Annotated in this window: 14 protein-coding genes and 1 pseudogene; 2 read left to right on the top strand and 13 right to left on the bottom strand. The window is 36.9% G+C overall.

What is annotated here, in order from left to right; all coding sequences use genetic code 11:
* Window positions 1–2: 2 nt before the first annotated feature.
* The 7 genes and pseudogenes from P164_RS07320 to thrA all read right to left on the bottom strand — a co-directional run bounded on the left by P164_RS07320 (window position 3) and on the right by thrA (window position 10,993).
* Window positions 3–2,987 carry an amidohydrolase family protein gene (locus tag P164_RS07320; RefSeq protein WP_028375786.1) on the bottom strand — a complete coding sequence of 995 codons (2,985 nt, stop codon included), beginning with the start codon at window positions 2,985–2,987 and terminating at the stop codon, window positions 3–5.
* A gap of 89 nt (window positions 2,988–3,076) precedes the next feature.
* Window positions 3,077–4,150, bottom strand: a complete 1,074-nt coding sequence (locus P164_RS07315) for a DUF3810 domain-containing protein (RefSeq protein WP_028375785.1) — start codon at window positions 4,148–4,150, stop codon at window positions 3,077–3,079.
* An 11-nt stretch (window positions 4,151–4,161) separates the two neighbouring features.
* On the bottom strand, window positions 4,162–4,971 hold the full coding sequence (locus P164_RS07310) for a sugar nucleotide-binding protein (RefSeq protein WP_051621267.1): 810 nt from the start codon (window positions 4,969–4,971) through the stop codon (window positions 4,162–4,164).
* 35 nt (window positions 4,972–5,006) lie between these two features.
* A complete protein-coding gene (gcvT, locus tag P164_RS07305) occupies window positions 5,007–6,089 on the bottom strand; it encodes a glycine cleavage system aminomethyltransferase GcvT (RefSeq protein ID WP_028375783.1) in 1,083 nt (360 codons plus the stop codon).
* A 53-nt stretch (window positions 6,090–6,142) separates the two neighbouring features.
* Window positions 6,143–7,440 (bottom strand): annotated as a pseudogene (gene thrC / locus P164_RS07300) (threonine synthase).
* An 86-nt stretch (window positions 7,441–7,526) separates the two neighbouring features.
* Window positions 7,527–8,456: a homoserine kinase gene (locus tag P164_RS07295; protein WP_028375782.1), complete on the bottom strand. Its 930-nt coding sequence runs from the start codon at window positions 8,454–8,456 to the stop codon at window positions 7,527–7,529.
* A gap of 98 nt (window positions 8,457–8,554) precedes the next feature.
* Window positions 8,555–10,993 carry a bifunctional aspartate kinase/homoserine dehydrogenase I gene (gene thrA / locus P164_RS07290; RefSeq protein WP_028375781.1) on the bottom strand — a complete coding sequence of 813 codons (2,439 nt, stop codon included), beginning with the start codon at window positions 10,991–10,993 and terminating at the stop codon, window positions 8,555–8,557.
* Between the two features lie 333 nt (window positions 10,994–11,326).
* Here thrA and P164_RS07285 point away from each other — a divergent pair, with 333 nt between their 5' ends.
* Entirely contained in the window at window positions 11,327–12,856 is a 1,530-nt protein-coding gene (locus P164_RS07285; protein ID WP_028375780.1) for a bifunctional ADP-dependent NAD(P)H-hydrate dehydratase/NAD(P)H-hydrate epimerase, read from the top strand.
* 91 nt (window positions 12,857–12,947) lie between these two features.
* Here P164_RS07285 and P164_RS07280 read toward each other — a convergent pair whose 3' ends face one another.
* The 6 genes from P164_RS07280 to P164_RS07255 all read right to left on the bottom strand — a co-directional run bounded on the left by P164_RS07280 (window position 12,948) and on the right by P164_RS07255 (window position 18,166).
* Complete coding sequence (locus P164_RS07280; protein ID WP_028375779.1) at window positions 12,948–13,463, bottom strand: DUF6787 family protein; 516 nt, start codon at window positions 13,461–13,463, stop codon at window positions 12,948–12,950.
* Between the two features lie 42 nt (window positions 13,464–13,505).
* On the bottom strand, window positions 13,506–13,937 hold the full coding sequence (locus P164_RS07275) for a DUF6146 family protein (protein ID WP_028375778.1): 432 nt from the start codon (window positions 13,935–13,937) through the stop codon (window positions 13,506–13,508).
* Between the two features lie 94 nt (window positions 13,938–14,031).
* Window positions 14,032–14,664: a DUF937 domain-containing protein gene (locus tag P164_RS07270; RefSeq protein WP_028375777.1), complete on the bottom strand. Its 633-nt coding sequence runs from the start codon at window positions 14,662–14,664 to the stop codon at window positions 14,032–14,034.
* A gap of 132 nt (window positions 14,665–14,796) precedes the next feature.
* On the bottom strand, window positions 14,797–15,750 hold the full coding sequence (locus P164_RS07265) for a D-2-hydroxyacid dehydrogenase (RefSeq protein WP_028375776.1): 954 nt from the start codon (window positions 15,748–15,750) through the stop codon (window positions 14,797–14,799).
* Window positions 15,751–15,853: 103 nt separating this feature from the next.
* On the bottom strand, window positions 15,854–16,918 hold the full coding sequence (gene serC / locus P164_RS07260) for a 3-phosphoserine/phosphohydroxythreonine transaminase (protein WP_028375775.1): 1,065 nt from the start codon (window positions 16,916–16,918) through the stop codon (window positions 15,854–15,856).
* A gap of 186 nt (window positions 16,919–17,104) precedes the next feature.
* Entirely contained in the window at window positions 17,105–18,166 is a 1,062-nt protein-coding gene (locus tag P164_RS07255; RefSeq protein WP_028375774.1) for an acyl-CoA reductase, read from the bottom strand.
* A 169-nt stretch (window positions 18,167–18,335) separates the two neighbouring features.
* On the opposite strand from P164_RS07255, the gene P164_RS07250 reads away from it, so the two are divergent.
* Window positions 18,336–18,686, top strand: a complete 351-nt coding sequence (locus tag P164_RS07250) for a 4Fe-4S dicluster domain-containing protein (RefSeq protein ID WP_028375773.1) — start codon at window positions 18,336–18,338, stop codon at window positions 18,684–18,686.
* Window positions 18,687–18,709 lie beyond the last annotated feature (23 nt).

Below are 18,709 nucleotides of genomic sequence, written 5' to 3'. Positions count from 1 at the left end.
AATTATTCAAGTGTTTCTAAAGTGTCACAATCTAATCGCTGCTTTTCTTCTTTCTTAGCGGGTTGTGTTTTTAGCCCTTTATTTTTAGCAGTTAGCATTAGTGTTGTAAGCTTATTTTTTTCAGTTTTAACAGTCTCACGTAACTGTTTGTCTTTTTCAATATCAAAATAAACCGCGCCTTCAATCAAGGTTTTTTCTGCAACTGCGCTTACAGACATTGGGTAAGTTGACCATAAAACTAAATCTGCATCTTTACCTTCTTTGATACTACCGGTACGATTGTCAATATGTAACATTTTTGCAGGATTAAGTGTCACAAACTTCCAGGCTTCTTCTTCTGGCACACCGCCATATTTCATTGTTTTTGCAGCTTCCTGATTCAATCTGCGACTCATTTCGGCATCATCGCTGTTGATACCGGTTAATACACCGGCGCTCCACATAATTGCAGCATTATACGGGATGGCATCATTAACTTCATATTTATACGCCCACCAGTCACTAAATGTAGAACCGGCAACACCGTGCTCTGCCATTTTATCTGCTACCTTATATCCTTCAAGAATGTGTGTAAATGTGTTTATTCTAAAGTCAAAATCTTCAGCTACTTTCATAAGCATATTAATCTCACTTTGAACATAGGAGTGAGAAGATATAAATCGCTCACTATTTAAAATATCAACAAGAGTTTCCATCTCATAATCTTTGCGATAAGGTTTACCACTTTTCTTTTTTACTTCGTACTCACGTGCGCGCTGAAAGTAATCTGTAAACATCTGCTGAACGCCCATTCGCGTTTGAGGAAAACGACTAAAACTTCCCCAGTTTGATTGTTTTACATTTTCACCTAAAGCAAATTTGATAAACTTAATATCGTCAAGCACCATCTCGTCTATGCTAGAACCCCATTTAAGTTTCATAACAGCAGATTGGCCGCCTATAGGGTTTGCCGATCCGTGAAGTAATTGTATGGTAGTAACACCACCTGCAAGATCACGGTAGATATCTATATCGTCAGGATTTACAGCATCTCTCATACGCACTTCGGCAGATGAGTTTTGACCAGATTCATTGATATCAAAAGCAGCGATATGCGAGTGCTCATCTATGATTCCGCTTGTTAAATGTTTGCCGGTTGCATCTACAACCTGTGCACCACTAGCACTTAAGCCTTTGCCAACTGCAGCGATTTTACCATTTTTAACCAGAACATCTGTTTCTTTAAGTATTCCTGCTTCTTCATTAGTCCAAACCGTCGCATTTTTAAACAATATCGTTTGTGCTTTTGGTTTTTGAGTATACCCATAAGCAATGTTGGGGTAGGTCATGGGCATTACTTCAACCGCATCTTCCTCTTTGTCTGCATCTTCTTTATCTTTAGCCTCAGTGTCTTCTGCTTCGGCTGCTTCCTTTTTAGTAGCAGTGAAACCAGTTTCTTTTCCGTTAGGTAAAATCGCATTACCACTCCAGCTTGTTTGAGGGTTAACTTGTGTCATTAGACGGGTATATTCTTTTACTTCGGAATTTTCTCCTGTAAACATCACGTTTAACCAACCGTCTGTGTAAGCAATCTTAGAACCTAATTTAGTATCGCCACTTTTAACAACTACTGAGGGTTTTTCTGTAGACTTTGAAATGGTCATCTCATAAGATTTGCCATTTACATTCACTGTGTAACTACCGTCAATGTCGATAATACTCGCATCTTTAATAACGTTCTGAGCGCCCTGTACCCAGTTTTCGTAGATAATTGTTTTCTCATCAAAAACAGGTCCTGAAGTAATTAGAAGGTTTGCCCAGGCTCCTGTAGTTAAAGTACCCAGTTCATTGCTTTTGCCTAATAATTTTGCAGGTACTGTAGTTAATGCCTGTAACGCAGTTTCTTCTTTCAGGCCATATTTAAATGCTTTACGAAGCATAGGCATTAATTTATCTGGAGACTTTAAGTCTGTAGTTGTAATGGCAAAGGTCAACCCATTATCCTGAAGTTTAGCAAGATTAGTAGGTGCCTGATTCCATTCTAGCATTTGACTTAAGCTTACATAATCTGCCTGAAAAGGATCTTCTACATCATAGGCCTCAGGGAAATTAACAGGAATTATATACGAAGCGCCAGTTGCCTTAATCTCATCAATACGCTTGTACTCATCGCCGCCTCCTACAATAATAAAAGGTACGTTAACCTCTTTAGAAAGTTTAGCAATACGTAAATCATCATAAAGATTGTCACCATAGAAAATCTGAGGTAAATCCATATTCTTATTTAATGCTTCAAGTGCTAAGTCGCGGGTTGGCACATTACCCCCTTTATACCATTTTGCATCTTCAAACAATTGTCTAATAAGAGCAGTTGCTCCCATAATTGAACTTGGGTACGACTGAGGAGAAAGGTTGCTTTTGCTAAACGAGAAAAACTGAGCAGAACGAGTTTCTATTAAACGTTCTGAAGCATCACCGTCTTTATTTAAAGCTACCAGAATACCATTTCCACGAGCAATAGCATCTGCCTTGTGTGTGTTTACAACTCCAAAACCGGCTTCAATTAAATCTTTTGCAGCTTTAGAATCGTATTTAAAATCATTAAGTGCGTTTGTTTCTGCACGCACGTGATCGTTCCAGTAGTAGCCGTTACGGGTAGATTCATATTGTGGACTGCGGCCATTGCGTTCTCTTGAGGGTGTTTCAACCCCAAAAGAGGAATACATTTCTATAAAAGAAGGATAGACATGTTTACCCATCAAATCTATTACAACAGCATTTTTAGGCGCATTTACAGATTTGCCTACCGATACAATCTTACCATCCTTAATAAGTAAATTTCCATTAGCTACAGTTTCTCCTGGAGTAGGGTGGAGCGTAGCATTTTTAAATAGTGTGTAGTTTGTGTTAGTGGTTTTAACACCATCATTTACCGGAAAATACTCTTGTGCAGATAGAAAGCAGCAAAGGAGTAAAAAGCATCCGGAGAAGAATAGCTTTTTTTTCATTTTAACAAATTGTTTAGAGTTTCTTAAAGATACTTTTTGCACAGTTTGTTAAGCCTTTTTTATAATTAATTAGGAATAATTTAACGTTTTTAAGGCAATGACGTTTTATTCTCAAAATAATTGACAAGGAGCGCAACTACATAGCTGTAGCTTTGCATACCAGAAGGTTGATTATTAACCTTGAGATAATTACCGTAAAAAACCTCTAAGATGGGTTCTATAGGATTTTCATAAGCCTCCCAGAATGCTTGAGATTCCCTATAATTTGCAATGATTCCGGGAGCTATTTGTGTACTTAAAACCTCTCCTACATTTGGATTTCGATTATAAACTTCGCCTAAACAGTATCTCAGCGCAAAAATATATCCTGAATATTTAAAATATGGATCAGGATTATTTGTAGTGGCCATAACCGCGATGAAATTAGCTTCGTTTTCTTTAGCAAAACCCAGTTGGTGTGCTTCTTCATGACAACTTACCAATGGCCAGCGATGTGCCGGCATCAACCCGTTTATTTGTGCTTCCTGAGTTATGGGATTCAAATATCCTCCAAAGCCCATGTAGGTGAGTGGTAATCTAAAAAGAGAATTTTTAATACTTATAGGGTGATAATCGAGTTGAGGAAAATTGTCTTCGACAATCGCATACCCGTCTGGAGTTTTTCTAAAAACTTCAGACAATGCAAAATCGAATACCACCGGTAAACTATCTGCCGGTTGCAGTTGCTTGTGAAGTGCATTTGACTCTTTGATAAGTCGTTGAGTTAGGCTAATTAACGCTTCGGTTGTGTAGTCTTTTTCTATTGATAACGATTCGTGTAGTGGAAGTCTGTAATAGTTGAGACCCCATAATAGATGAAAACTGAAATAAATGATATTGGCAACTAATAGTCCTTCGGTAATAAATTTTAAGCCATTTCTAAATCGGTTTTTAAAGAGTTTATAGACCGAAATTAATAGGTAAATAATTACAACGGCGTAAAGCACATCACCAAATGAAAATGGAATCCAACCTAAAGCATACCTAAATATTCTAGAGCTGTATGGGTAAATACCATTACTATAATAAGTTTCTATAAACTGCGGAAACTGCGCGATAAATTTTAAAGCTGCTATCTGTAGAAGGAGCAAAGCCGTGTAGATAAGCAGTTTTTTAAATTTCATAAATTAAGCAATTAGTAGGCTTGCGATTCTGAAGCGACTTCTTCGTTAGTAATACTCAGATGTTTTGGTAATTTATTGTCTTTAGGCAAAACCGCCAGATAACGATCAAAATTAGAGGTGTAAACTAATTTGAAATTCGGTTTTATCTTTAGGTCTAGTTTTGCGATAATTTCATTTATAAACTCCTGATGGTGTATGAGATCATTGCTTCCCAGATGAAAAATACCAAAACGCTTTCTGTTTATGATATAGTGTATCTGTTGTGAGAGCTTTTTATCTGTATTTGTATTCATTATCAAATGAGGAAATACTTCAACTTGCTCCTGCAGTAAGATAGCGTTCTTTATTTCCCTTACTCGCGGCGAATTCATACCAAATACCATTGGCAGTCTTATAATTGCATACTGCTCTTCGGGTAGGTAGTTTAAAAAAAAGTTCTCGCAGCGTATTTTGAGCTTCCCAAACTTACTTTCAGATAAAGTTTTATCAAGTTCATAACTTGGGTAGTTTGTAAAGGCATCAAAAACATTTGCCGAAGATAAATAAATAACAAATATACCGGTACGTTTAGCGTAATCACACAGGTCTTCGTGTGCTTCTACCTGACCATCAAAATCACCGCGTATTGCAGAGATAACGATATTAGGTCTCACATGATTAAGAACTTCATAAATACTATCCTGTACTACATCAAAATGAATAAAGTGCTTGTTATCTGAATAGATTTTACCGGTATGGTAGGTACCATAGGTATCGTAATACCTATGTAATTCTTTATACAAGGCACCACCAAGAAACCCACTGGCTCCTAAAATGAGTATTCTATGTGTATTTTGATTTGGGATAACTTATGGTTTTAGCCCTTATAAAAAGGAAGTTTTACAACCTTAGCCTTAATGTTTTTATTGCGCACTTTTATAAAAAGTTCAGTATCTGGTTTGCTGTATTCTGTTTTGACGTAACCCAGACCAATTCCTTTCGAAAGTGAAGGAGACATTGTTCCTGAGGTCACAATACCTATAACACCGTTGTTAGCATCTACAATCTCATAATCGTGACGCGGAATACCACGTTCCAGCAACTCAAAACCTACCAGTTTACGTGCGGCACCGGCTTCTTTTTCAGCCTTTAAAGCTTCAGAATTTATAAAGTCTTTAGAAAACTTTGTAATCCATCCCAAGCCGGCTTCAATAGGAGATGTAGAATCGTTAATATCATTACCATACAAACAATATCCCATTTCAAGGCGTAAGGTATCGCGGGCAGCAAGACCTATAGGTTTAATACCAAATTCATTTCCGGCTTCAAAAACTTTAGCCCACAGTTGTTCTGCAAACTCATTGTGGCAGTAAATTTCAAAACCACCACTGCCTGTATATCCTGTTGCGCTAATAATCACGTGGTCTATTCCTGCAAAAGGAGCAACTTCAAAATTGTAAAATTTAATAGCAGAAAGATCTGTATCAGTAAGAGATTGCATCGCCTCAATCGCTTTAGGCCCTTGTATAGCTAGAAGTGAAAAGTTATCTGATATGTTCTTAAGCTCAACGCCCAGATCATTGTGACGGCTAATCCATTCCCAGTCTTTGTCTATATTAGAAGCGTTTACTACAAGCAGATATTCATGTTCTCTGATGCGATACACAATCAAATCATCTACAATACCGCCTTCAAGATTAGGAAGACAGTTGTATTGAGCACCACCTATTTGAATTTTTGAAATGTCGTTACTACATACCTTTTGTAATAAGTCTAAAGCTCTATCGCCTATGGCAAGAAACTCACCCATATGCGATACATCAAAAACACCTACACCGTTGCGCACGGTCTCGTGTTCTATATTGATTCCTTCATAAGAAACGGGCATATTATAGCCTGCAAAAGGAACCATTTTAGCTCCAAGACTTTCGTGTATTTTAGTAAGTGCAGTAGATTTCATCTGTAAATTTTAAGAACACAAATGTATCAAAACTACAGAGAAAAGTACACGGTCTATTTCAACAAAAACGCCTTGAACTGATCGTAATTTTTAATTGCGATAGCTTGTTTTTCTTTGTGCATAACACTCTCAATTTGAGGTGGAATTGCAATCTCTGCGTCAATTACCGGATTGACAACCGGTAAAAATTTAACAGGATGTGCGGTTTCTAAGAATATTCCGTAAGCTTGAGGATGGTCTTTTAAATAGTCTTTAAGTCCTAAATACCCCACCGCTCCATGCGGGTCTGCTATATAGCCGGTTTCTTTGTAAATGCGCTGCATCGCTTCTTTAGTCTGCTCATCTGTGTACGAGAAAGACGATAACTTTTGCGAAAGCGCTTCAAGATCGTTATTGAATAACTTTTGAATACGTATAAAGTTTGAAGGGTCCCCCACATCCATAGCATTACTAATTGTAGCTACCGATGGTTTGGGTTTATAAATGCCTATTTTTAAAAACTCAGGAACAATATCGTTACGATTTACAGCGGCAACAAAATGCTTGACCGGCATCCCTAATTTATGAGCAACCATACCGGCGCAGATATTCCCGAAGTTTCCGCTAGGTACAGAGAAAACCAATTCTTTTCCTTTTGATTTAGCTTGTTTGTAAGCAAACAAGAAGTAAAATAACTGCGGAATCCAGCGTGCAATATTAATTGAGTTAGCAGAAGTTAGTTTACGTTTAGATGTGATTTCTTCATCTAAAAAGGCGGTTTTAACCATTGCCTGGCAGTCGTCAAAAACACCATCAACTTCTAGAGCCGTAATATTTGCTCCCAGAGTTGTAAGTTGTTTTTCTTGTATATCACTCACTTTTCCGGTAGGGTAAAGTATGACCACATCAACCCCTTCAACATTTAAAAAACCACGTGCAACAGCACCTCCTGTATCACCACTTGTAGCGACTAAAACTGTTACCGGTTCTTGCGTTTCTTTTTGTGCAGAAAAGTAGCCAAGACAACGTGCCATAAAACGAGCACCTACATCTTTAAATGCCATGGTAGGACCGTGAAATAATTCTAGCGTTCCTATATTTTCTTCAATCTCCACAACCGGGAAATCAAATGAAAGTACATCTTCAATGATGTCTTTTAAAGCTTCATCGGGAATAACACCTTCCACAAATTGCTTGATTGCTTCAAAGGCAATCTCGTTGTTAGAAAGGGTTTCTATATTTTCAAAAAAAGAGGAGGGAAGTGGTTTAATTTCCTGCGGAAAATACAAACCTTTGTCGGGTGCAATACCGCGCACAACAGCTTCTTCTAATCCTACTTCGGGGCCTTTCCGTTTAAACTGTAATAGATCATTTTTCTAAGATATTCTAGGTTGTTATTTTGGTTAAAATATTTTTTCCTACAGCTAGGAAATATTCCAAGTAGCGTTTTTAACCGTATTATTTTTGTTCTAAAATGCGATTGCCGTGTCTCGAAATGGGTGAGATATAACTATCTCCTTTCATCTTTTTAAGGTCTAAAGCTTTTTTTAATGCAATTTCAACTAAACCAGCGTTTTGAGCACCTTTACATAAGGTAAACATTGAAGGTCCAGAACCGCTTATTCCAAAGGCTAATCCGCCATTTTCTAGGGCTGTTTGCTTATAAAAATCAAAATCAGGAATCAGGTTTTTTCGGTAAGTTTCTACTAAAACATCCTGAGTGCTTGATGCGATTAAGTCATAATCGCTCGTGTAAAGACCAGCGATTAATCCGGCTAAATTACCCGTCTGTTTAATGGCATTTTGAAGTGAAACCTGCTCTGGTAAAATAGCTCGAGCTTCTTTGGTTTTAATCGTAATCTGTGGGTGAATTACCGTCACATAAAGTTCTTCCGGAACGGGTAACGAAACGATTTTTAAAGGTGAATATCCCGTGATTAATGTGAAGCCTCCATACAAACATGGAGCAACATTATCTGCGTGCTCATTGCCACTTGCAACCGCTTCACCTTTCATCCCAAAAGCCGTAAGTTCTAAATTTGATAACGGTTTTTCTAAAAACTGATTGATACCAAAAACAATTCCTGCAGCACTTGCGGCACTGCTTCCAACACCACTTCCTAAACGTATTTTTTTATGAATTTCTATCTCAAAACCATAGTCTAAATTCAATGAATTTACCATCGCTAAACCTGCAACTCCCACTACATTTTTTTTTGCTTCATAAGGTAAATCTGCACCCGTAATCTGTGAGATTTTAATTCCCTTTTCTGCGACTTTGCGTATGACCATTTCATCGCCAAGACCGTCAAGGGCAAAACCCAAAACATCAAAACCGCAGTTTACATTGGCTACCGTTGCCGGTGAAAAAACACGTATTTCGTTCATTAGTAATTCAAGATTGAATAATCAAACTTCCTAAAGCAGCAACTAATATGCGCTGCTTTAGGAGTTCGACTTCGTATTTCTAATTTCGGTTTTCAGATTTAAAAAGTTGCGGTTCTAATGATATCAGCAAAAAGACCTGAGGCTGTTACATCGCCACCGGCTCCTGCACCTTTAATTTGCATAGGTTGCTCAGGGTAACGATCTGTAAAGAACAATACGATATTGTCTGAGCCTTTAAGATCATAAAATGGATGACCTTCGGGTACGCTTTGAAGTCCAACGCTTGCTTTACCGTTATCTAACTGTGCAACGTATTTTAAGCGGTGATTTTTTGCTTCGGCATCTGCAACCAGTTTTTCAAAATGGGCAGCGTCTTCTTTCAACGTTTCAAAGAAATGTGGAACGTCTTTACTTTCCAGGTTATTTTTAGTCAGGAACGGATCATTGTCGATGTCTTCCAGATTTATTTTAAGTCCGCTTTCACGGGCTAAAATCAAAATCTTACGTGCTACATCGACTCCGCTTAAATCAATACGAGGATCTGGCTCTGTATAGCCCTCTGCTTTTGCGGCTTGCACCACATCGTAAAAGCTGTCCCCAGATTTGAAGTTATTAAAAACAAAGTTTAAACTTCCCGATAATACTGCCTGAATACGGTTAACACGATCTCCTGAAGCGATTAGGTTGTTTAGGGTATCAATAATGGGTAATCCTGCACCCACATTGGTTTCAAATAAAAGAGGTGCATTGTAAGTTTTGCTTAAATGTTTCAGTTCGCTATATTTTGCGAAGTCTGAAGAACAGGCAATTTTATTACAGGCAACTACAGCAATGCTTTGTTTTAGATATTTACCATACATAGCAGCAACGTCTGCATTTGCGGTAATATCTACAAAAATACTGTTACGCTGATTCAACTCAACCACTGCTTCGTGAAAACGATCAAGTGTTACAGGCTCACCTTCTTCTAAAAGTGCTTTCCAGTTTGTAAGATCAATACCATTCTCATCAATAAGCATTTTACGAGAGTTGCTTAGTCCCAGCACACGCATATTGATATTAAGTTGCTTTTTTAAATAGTCTTGTTGCTGTTCAATCTGCTTTAGTAAACGCTCACCTACATTACCAACCCCAGTAATGAAAAGGTTTAATTGTTTGCGTTGTGCTTCAAAGAAACGCTCGTGCAAGCTGTTTAAAGCCTTCTTAACGTCTTTTTGTGCAATAACGGCAGATATGTTCTTTTCACTTGCACCTTGTGCGATAGCTCTTATATTAACGTTGTTTTTACCTAGTGTACTAAACATTTTACCACTAATACCCTGATGACTTTTCATCTGGTCGCCTACAAGGGCGATGATGCTAAGTCCTATTTCCATAGTAAGTGGGTCTATTTTGTTTAGTGAAATTTCATATTCAAATTCTTCATCAATAGCAATTTTTGCACGGCCTGCATCTTCTTCCATAACACCTAAGCAAATACTATGTTCGCTTGATGCCTGTGTAATTAGAATAATGTTGATGCCTTGATTGCTCAACGTTTCAAAAAGGCGTTTACTTATTCCAGGAATACCTACCATACCACCGCCTTCTAAAGTAAGAAGTGCGATATTATTGATGTTGCTAAGTCCTTTAATAGGATTTTCGCTTATACCTTCCTGATTTTGTATGAGTGTACCTGCATCTTCAGGATGTAACGTATTTTTGATACGAATAGGAATATTTTTACTCATAACAGGAACGATAGTAGGCGGGTAAAGCACTTTTGCGCCAAAATGCGAAAGCTCCATCGCCTCGTGATACGAGATCGTATCTATAGGTTTTGCCTGTTTCACAAGTTTAGGGTTTGCAGTGTACATACCGCTAACATCTGTGTAAATTTCTACTTGATCCACGTTAAGAGCGGCAGCTACAATTGCCGCTGTAAAGTCTGATCCGCCGCGGCCTAATGTAGTTGTTTCTCCAGAAGCACAACTAGCAATAAAGCCAGGCAGTACTGTAATTTTTTGTTTCGCTTTAGCAAAATAATACTCTAGTTGACTGTTAGTGACCTTGTAGTTTACAGCAGCTTTGGTATGCTTATCGTTTGTGGTAATCAAATCTCTACTGTCTTTACGTACAGCGTCAAGACCTTGTGCGTACATTGCTCTGGTAATGATCGTAGATGATAAAATCTCACCAAAGGCAAGTAGTTTATCTATAGTTTTAGGAGACAGTTCATTAATTAAATAAATGCCCTGAAGCAGTGATTTTAGATCATTTAGTAATCCCTGAATTTCATCAACAGCTTCCTGATCATTTTTAACTAATGCTGAAATAAATTCTAAATGCTTAGATTCTATTTCAGCATAAATAGCTGAATATTCTTCCTTTTTACTGGCTTGTGACCCACATTGCATCAGAAGATCTGTGACACCACCTAATGCAGAAACTACAACGGCAATATTTTGATCCTGAGCGCCTTTAGAGACGATGTTGATTACTTGATTTATGTTTGCAACACTTCCTACCGAAGTACCGCCAAATTTTAAAACACGCATGGCTTTTGTGTTTGAAATGATTTAAAAATGAGTTGTTTTCGTGTAAACACGAGCAGTGGCGAAGTTATATGTTTATACAATACCCCTAGGGGTAATAATGAAAGCAATTGTAAGACCCATAATGGTCGTACAAGAGGAAGTTATAATTGTATTAATTGCTTTCATAGCGTCAAACTGTTGTATTCAAAAGTATTATTTTTACCTTGAAGAGCAAGGCTGAAAGGGCATTTTTGAGGATTTATCAGCCATTAGATTTTAAAAAGCTTTTTTACTAATTATACCTTTAAAATCACTAAATCCTTACGAATTTTTTAATAGATATCAGAATCTCTTATGAAGATACTTAGTAAAGATCAAATATACGCAGCAGATAAAGCAACAGAACAGGCAGAAAACATCCCATCTTTTAATCTTATGGAACGTGCCGGTGGTTATGCATTTCATTATTTGCACCAGCGCTTACAAAATCAACCTGTAGCAATTAAAATATTTTGTGGTACGGGTAATAACGGGGGTGATGGTCTTGTAATTGCACGTAATTTAATTGAGAATGGATATAATGTAACCACCTATGTTGTTAATTATAGTGAGAATCGATCAAAAGACTTTTTAGATGCATTAGATGCGCTAAAAAGCAAAACTAAAAACTGGCCACTTTTAATAAAGTCTGAAAATGACTTTCCGGAACTGGCTAAAGAGGATCTGATTATAGACTGTATTTTTGGTATAGGTATTAATAGACCGGCAGAAACCTGGGTTCAAAATTTGTTTAAAAAAATTAACGAGAGCCGTGCTTATATCTTAGCTATAGACGTTCCTTCTGGGATGGCTATTGATCGATTACTTAAAAATGAGGAAGTAGTACGACCTACGGTAGTACTCACTTTTCAAACTCCTAAACTGGTATTTTTTCTTCCGCAAGGCGGAAAATATATAAACAGTTGGGAAGTTTTAGATATAGGTCTTGACCGTAATTATTTAAACTCGGTAGAAACAAAAGCGCAGCTTATAGGTAAGGCTGAAGCGCAACACATGTATAAACCCCGAGCAAAATTTAGTCATAAAGGTACTTATGGTCATAGTCTTTTAATTGCCGGAAGTTATGGTAAAATGGGGGCAGCAGTATTGTGTAGTAAGGCAGCTTTAAGTAGTGGTAGCGGTCTTGTAACAACTTACGTTACCAGACAGGGCTTATCTATTTTACAAACAGCTGTACCCGAAGTTATGGTTGTAACAGACCGTCACAATGGTGATTATCTAGAAGAAATAAAGTTTGATCTGCAGCCAGATGTTATAGGTATAGGACCCGGATTGGGAATGGCAAAATCAACCGTCTCTGCATTTAAAACCTTTTTAGAACAGAATAAAACACAGCTTGTTCTTGATGCTGATGCACTAAATATGCTTTCAGAACATAAAGAATTACTTGATTTATTACCTAAATATTCGGTATTAACTCCGCATCCCAAGGAGTTAGAACGTCTTATAGGTAGCTGGGATGATGACTTTGATAAACTTGCAAAAGCAGAAGCTTTTTCTGAAAAGTATAATTGTATTTTGGTATTAAAAGATGCCCATACGATTGTAGTCTTTGAGGGGAAATACTATGTAAACAATAGTGGTAACCCGGGTATGGCAACCGGTGGGAGCGGTGATGTGTTAACGGGTGTGATTACAGGGCTTATAGCTCAGAATTACAATCCGCTTACGGCAGCAATATTTGGCGTATATATGCATGGCAGAGCTGCAGATATCGCTATAAATCATACAGGTTATGAAGGCCTGACGGCTGGTGTGATTATTGAATTTTTAGGACAGGCCTATCTAGATTTGTTTTCAGAACCTGAGAAAAACAAGAATTAGTTTTTCAATGTAGAAGACATAAAAAAACCTTCAGCGCTGTTTAAAGACGGTTCTGAAGGTTTTTTATTGAATTTTATTCCAGGATTTTCTGCTACTTAGTAAACAGAAACCCAAGGCCCATACGGGAAAGCATTTTCTTTTCAAACTGATAGAAAAATTTATATTGACCAAAAATCCAGGCTACAGCTAAAAGCAAAATTTGGTAAAGCGGAAATATAAGTACTATACGCAATGGCCAATAGAGCCATCCCGAAGTAGAATCATAATCGAGTCCTATCAAATTCATTACCGGACTTGATATTCTCCCGGCAGTAGAACCGGTGATTGCAAATACAATAAAAACCGCAATAAATTGCCAGCGGTATTCTAAAATCCAGCGATTTTTAAGTTTTTCAAAAAAAAACAAACTAATTTTAACAAAGAGATACGCAAGTAGGAGAGTAGCAATGCCTAAAAATAGAAGTTGAGTTACACTTCCAGATTCAAAATAATCATTAAATCGATATGCTATAAGCAATCCTGATCCTAATGCGAGCACTATTCCTAAAAAGGGATAAATTAATTGCCAGTTTTGGGTGATTTCCCAGTTTTCCTTAAATTTTTTCACGGCGCAAATATAGTATTCCGTATTTAAAAAAGTGGCAATGATTTAAATTCGGGTAGGTACGCTAAATCGCTGATTGTATTGCCTACTAAAAAATACAAAATAATTATATAGTTTATAATTTACTTCATAACCATAATCTACATTGTTGTCATAATTAATTTGCTGTGGGTATAGATTAGGATCAAAAGTAAAGGGTTGATTTACTCTTTGATTATATTCAATAACCAGAAACCTATTTTTGTTTTCTAAGTAATTTTGTGTGTAATAGCCTTCTGGTCGTGCAATAGAAACTAAAAAGGTATTGAATCCGGGTTCTATAATTAGGATCTCATATTCTAGGCTGTCATTTGCGATACGTACGGTATCATTTGCAGTGGTCGTAGCATTATTCCCTGTCAATTTTTTATTGGTTTGAGTACTGGCACAACCGTAAATAAGACCCAGGGCGACAAAGAAGTAAATAAATGGTTTCATACTTTTTCTTTTAAAGCTACAAAACTCCTGCCAAATTTAATGCAAAATAAAAGCCGCTTAAAAAGCGGCTTACTAATCACTTAAGCAATGAAAACTATTTTCCAAAAAGACCACCTAGCATTCCGCCAAGGCCACCTTTTTTATTAGATCCTAAAACCATACCGGCAACATCATCTAAAACGCTGCCGTCACCGTCTGCATCTATTAAGCTTTCGATAAGACTTTGATTTCCTTTGGGCTGGCCTCCTAACATACTTCCTAATATTCCGGAGAGTGCGCTAGAATCATTTACGTTATTTTGTTTAGTTTCTTTACCTATAACACCTAGAAGAATAGGAGCTGCTATTTTTAAAATTTGAGCTACGGTACCGGCGTCAAGGCCAGATTTTTGACTTAGTGTATTTTCTACAACAGGTTGCTTACCTCCTAAAACGTGACTTAAAATACCTGCACCATCGCTTATAACATTTTGATCAACACTGCCACCACCTAAGAGACTTCCTAAATTATCTAAAATGCTGCCATCATGTTTGTTACTTAAAGCGCCTAATAAACCGGAAGCACCCTCTTGGGTTTGTGCATTTTTTTTCATTGCACCTAGTAGTACGGGTAATGCCATGCTTAACACATCTGCAGTTTTGCTTTCTGAAGCGCCAGTTTGTGCACTTGCTCCACTAATAAGCTGTTTTCCTAAATCACTATTTAATAAGTCTAATAACCCTGCCATTTTAATTAATTATTAATGTTAGACTTTAAAGATAAGAAGTTTTTAAATATTTTAACAATTTATTAAGGATTGTTGCCCACAAAAAAAGCCGAAATCTCTTTCGGCTTTTGAATTTAGGATGCTTAGATCTATTTATTTCTTTAAAATAGCATCTATTTGTTCTGCAAGTTCAGTACCTATACGATCCTGAGCTTCATTTGTAGCAGCACCAATGTGCGGAGACAATGTGATTTTAGGATGCATAAGAATTCTGATTTCTGGCTTAGGTTCGCTTTCAAAAACATCTAATCCTGCAAATGCTAATTTACCAGAGTCTAAGGCATCTATTAAAGCGATCTCGTCTACAACACCACCACGTGCAGCATTAATAAGTGCAGCACCATCTTTCATCATTTCTAATTCAGCTTTACCTATAACATACTCTTTTTGAGCTGGTACGTGTAAGGTAATAAAATCTGCTTCTTTAAGAACATCTTCTTTAGATTTGCTTTCAAACTTAAATGTTACTTCCTGCCCATCAAAAAAGTCAAGCTTCACTTCGGCTTTTTCCATATAAGGGTCAGAATAAATAACTTTCATTCCTGCCCCTAATGCAACTTTTGCGGTAGCCTGGCCAATACGACCAAAACCGATAACACCTAAGGTTTTTCCTCTTAATTCTACACCATTTGCATATGCTTTTTTAAGATCACCAAATTTTGATTCTCCCTCTAAAGGCATATTGCGGTTAGCGTCATATAAGAAACGTACACCACCATATAAATGTGCAAAAACCAATTCTGCTACAGATGCAGATGAAGATGCCGGAGTGTTTATTACGCTTAGTCCTTTATCCTTTGCATATTGAACATCAATGTTATCCATACCTACACCACCACGACCTATTAATTTAAGGCTAGGACAGGCATCTATAAGTTCTTTGCGCACTTTAGTCGCACTACGTACAAGTAGCGCGTCTATTTGATTTTCGTTGATATAGTTTTCTAATTGCTCTTGAGCAACTTTAGTGGTGATGATCTCAAAACCGGCAGCTTTTAGAGCGTCTACTCCAGATTGTGAAATGCCATCGTTTGCTAAAACTTTCATCTTTTATATTTAAATTTACCCGCTTTGCGAGTGTTAATAATAGGAGGTTAACCCCATTTTACAGTTTCCATTTGTTGTTGTACTACTGATTAATTTAAAGAGATTAGGCTTTACGCTCTAATTCACTCATAACATCAACCAGAGTTCCTACGCTCTGAAGTGACAATGCATTGTACATAGAGGCACGGTAGCCACCTACACTGCGGTGACCATTTACCCCGCTAATACCAGCTTCTTTAAGCATCGTATCAAAAGTTTCCTTTAGATTATCTTCTGTAAGGTTAAATGTGGCATTCATAGTAGAGCGATCTTCTACGGCTGCAAATCCTGTAAATAGCGGATTTAAATCTATTTCAGAATAAATAAGAGTAGCTTTTTTATCGTTATTTTCTTCTGCACCTTTAATACCACCATTATTCTTTAACCATCTTAAGGTTAATAAAGAAGTGTAAACGGCAAATACAGGAGGTGTATTGTACATACTACCTTTAGAAATATGTTGTGTATAATCTAACATCGCCGGTACCTGACGTGTTACTTTACCTAAAATATCTTCACGTACCACTACGAGCGTTGTACCTGCTGGCCCCATATTTTTCTGAGCTCCTGCATAAATAAGATCAAACTTGGTAAAATCTAATTGTCTAGAGAAAATATCACTACTCATATCTGCCACTAGCGGAATGTCTAAAGCAGGTATGTTTTTAAGTTGTGTCCCAAAAATAGTATTGTTTGTAGTAACGTGTAGGTAATCTAAACCTGAAGGAATTGAATAATCTTTAGGTATATAATTAAAATTTTTATCCTTAGAACTAGCTACTTCAACAACATCTCCAAAAATCTTTGCTTCTTTAATTGCCTTATCACTCCAGGTCCCTGTGTTTAAGTATCCTGCTTTATTTTCTAGTAAGTTGTATGCTGCCATAACAAACTGCATACTAGCACCTCCCTGAAGAAATAGTGCTTTATAGCCTTTACCTTCAAGACCTAAAAGTTGCAGTGCAAGCTCACGAGCTTCTTCCATCACATCAACGAAGTCTTTACTACGATGAGAAATTTCTATAAGTGATAAACCTGAATTGTTGAAATTTAATACGGCGTCAGAGGCCTGTTTAAGCACTTCTTGAGGAAGAATACTTGGTCCGGCACTGAAATTATGTTTTTTCATGGATTGAATATTTGATCTGCTTAATCTTTATTTTTAGAAGTCGAAAAATTACGGATTTTAAAATACAATACATAAGAAACTACTGCGATTCTCAACACGGTATTGTTATTTTAAAAAGCAATGCAAAGATGCCTAAAAGCTTAACAAAAGACCTTAAATAATTAATAATTTATAGGATGCAAACCTTTATATTTTTAGTAAAAATGCAATGGTATCTACACCATCAGCATAATCACTAAGATTCGGCTTTTGAGCCTGCCCGAAGCCTACTTCTTTTTGATCAAATCCCGAAGCAACAATACATTGTATCTGGTCTGTTTTTTCGTCTAAATAAGTTTTAAGAGTCTCTAGATTATCATAGCGCTCATAAAATACAACAGAAATAGGGGAAGAGAAGCTTTCTTCTTCTTTTAAGACTAAAAACCCATTATCGAGTATGGGAAACAAACTCATTAAATAAACCGCTTTATTATAATCATAATTGTTAGCGTATTTATGATGGTTTAGCAGGTCTTTGTAATTAAACATTGCCTTATAAAAAGAGTCAAAGTTATAATCTTGCGGAACAAAAAGTTTTGACACACTGCGGCAACCCATTCCAAAATATCTAAAGATGTCATCACCTAGTAATTCAAGTTGTTCTGTAGATTCATTACCTGTTAAAACCGCTACCGCATTTCGGTTTTTACGTATGATGTGGGGCTTGGTTTTAAAGTAATATTCAAAATACCGTGCAGTGTTATTACTACCAGTAGCAATTACTGCATCAAAAGCAGCCAATTTACCTTCAGTGAATTCTATTTTGTTTTCAAAGAGTGGTTCTATTGCGATTAATACCTTAGCTAAATACGGAAGTATTAACTTATCGTCTGATGATAGTTTTGCCAGTATCGAATGCCCACTAATAAGAACACTTAAAAAATCATGAAAACCTACCAGCGGAAGATTGCCTGCCATAATAACGGCAACACGTTTTGACTCTAAATTGATATCAAAGTTATAGGCACTAGTCCAGTTTTTTAGAGAAGTTTCAGTAAGTGATTCTGACCAGCTGCTAAGTGCCATTTGCAGATGTTCTGGGGTAAACCAGGCATTTTCACGAGTTGCAGTTTTTAATACTTCTGCAAACTCAATTTGTAAAGTTTGCGTATCAGCTAATGTCATTTCACTTTTTGTAGTGTTCGACAAAAAATCATTTAAAAAAAGACCCAGCTTTGAGAATGCAGTAATTCTTTGGTTTAAATCCATAAATGGTTTGGTAGAGTTAAGGGCAGACCTTAATTTTGTACGTTGATATTAAAAAGTAATACGCCATATCAAATGGGTATTAACGTTAAACTTTAATTTAGTTTTAGCAGAATTTAATTATCAAAAGTCCACTTTAGGGCAAAATTACGGATAAGAAAACGATTATACTATGGCAATTATAATAACTGATGAATGTATTAACTGCGGGGCTTGTGAGCCAGAATGTCCAAACACCGCAATTTATGAAGGTGCTGATGACTGGCGCTATGCAGACGGGACAGACCTTGAAGGTAAAGTTGTTTTACCTGACGGGAAAGAAGTAGATGCAGATGAAACTCAGGAGCCTATAAGTGATGAGGTTTATTACATCGCACCAGATAAATGTACAGAATGTATGGGCTTTCACGAGGAGCCACAGTGCGCTGCTGTTTGCCCTGTAGACTGTTGTGTGCCTGATGATAACCATGTAGAGTCTGAAGAAACTTTATTGGCGAAGCAAGCTTTTATGCACCATAAATAGCATTGATAATTTTATATAAAGAA

This window comes from Leeuwenhoekiella sp. MAR_2009_132 (genome assembly GCF_000687915.1).
Lineage (GTDB): Bacteria > Bacteroidota > Bacteroidia > Flavobacteriales > Flavobacteriaceae > Leeuwenhoekiella.
The sequence above is the reverse complement of the archived record's forward strand: the minus strand, read 5'-3'. Positions and strand labels throughout refer to the sequence as shown.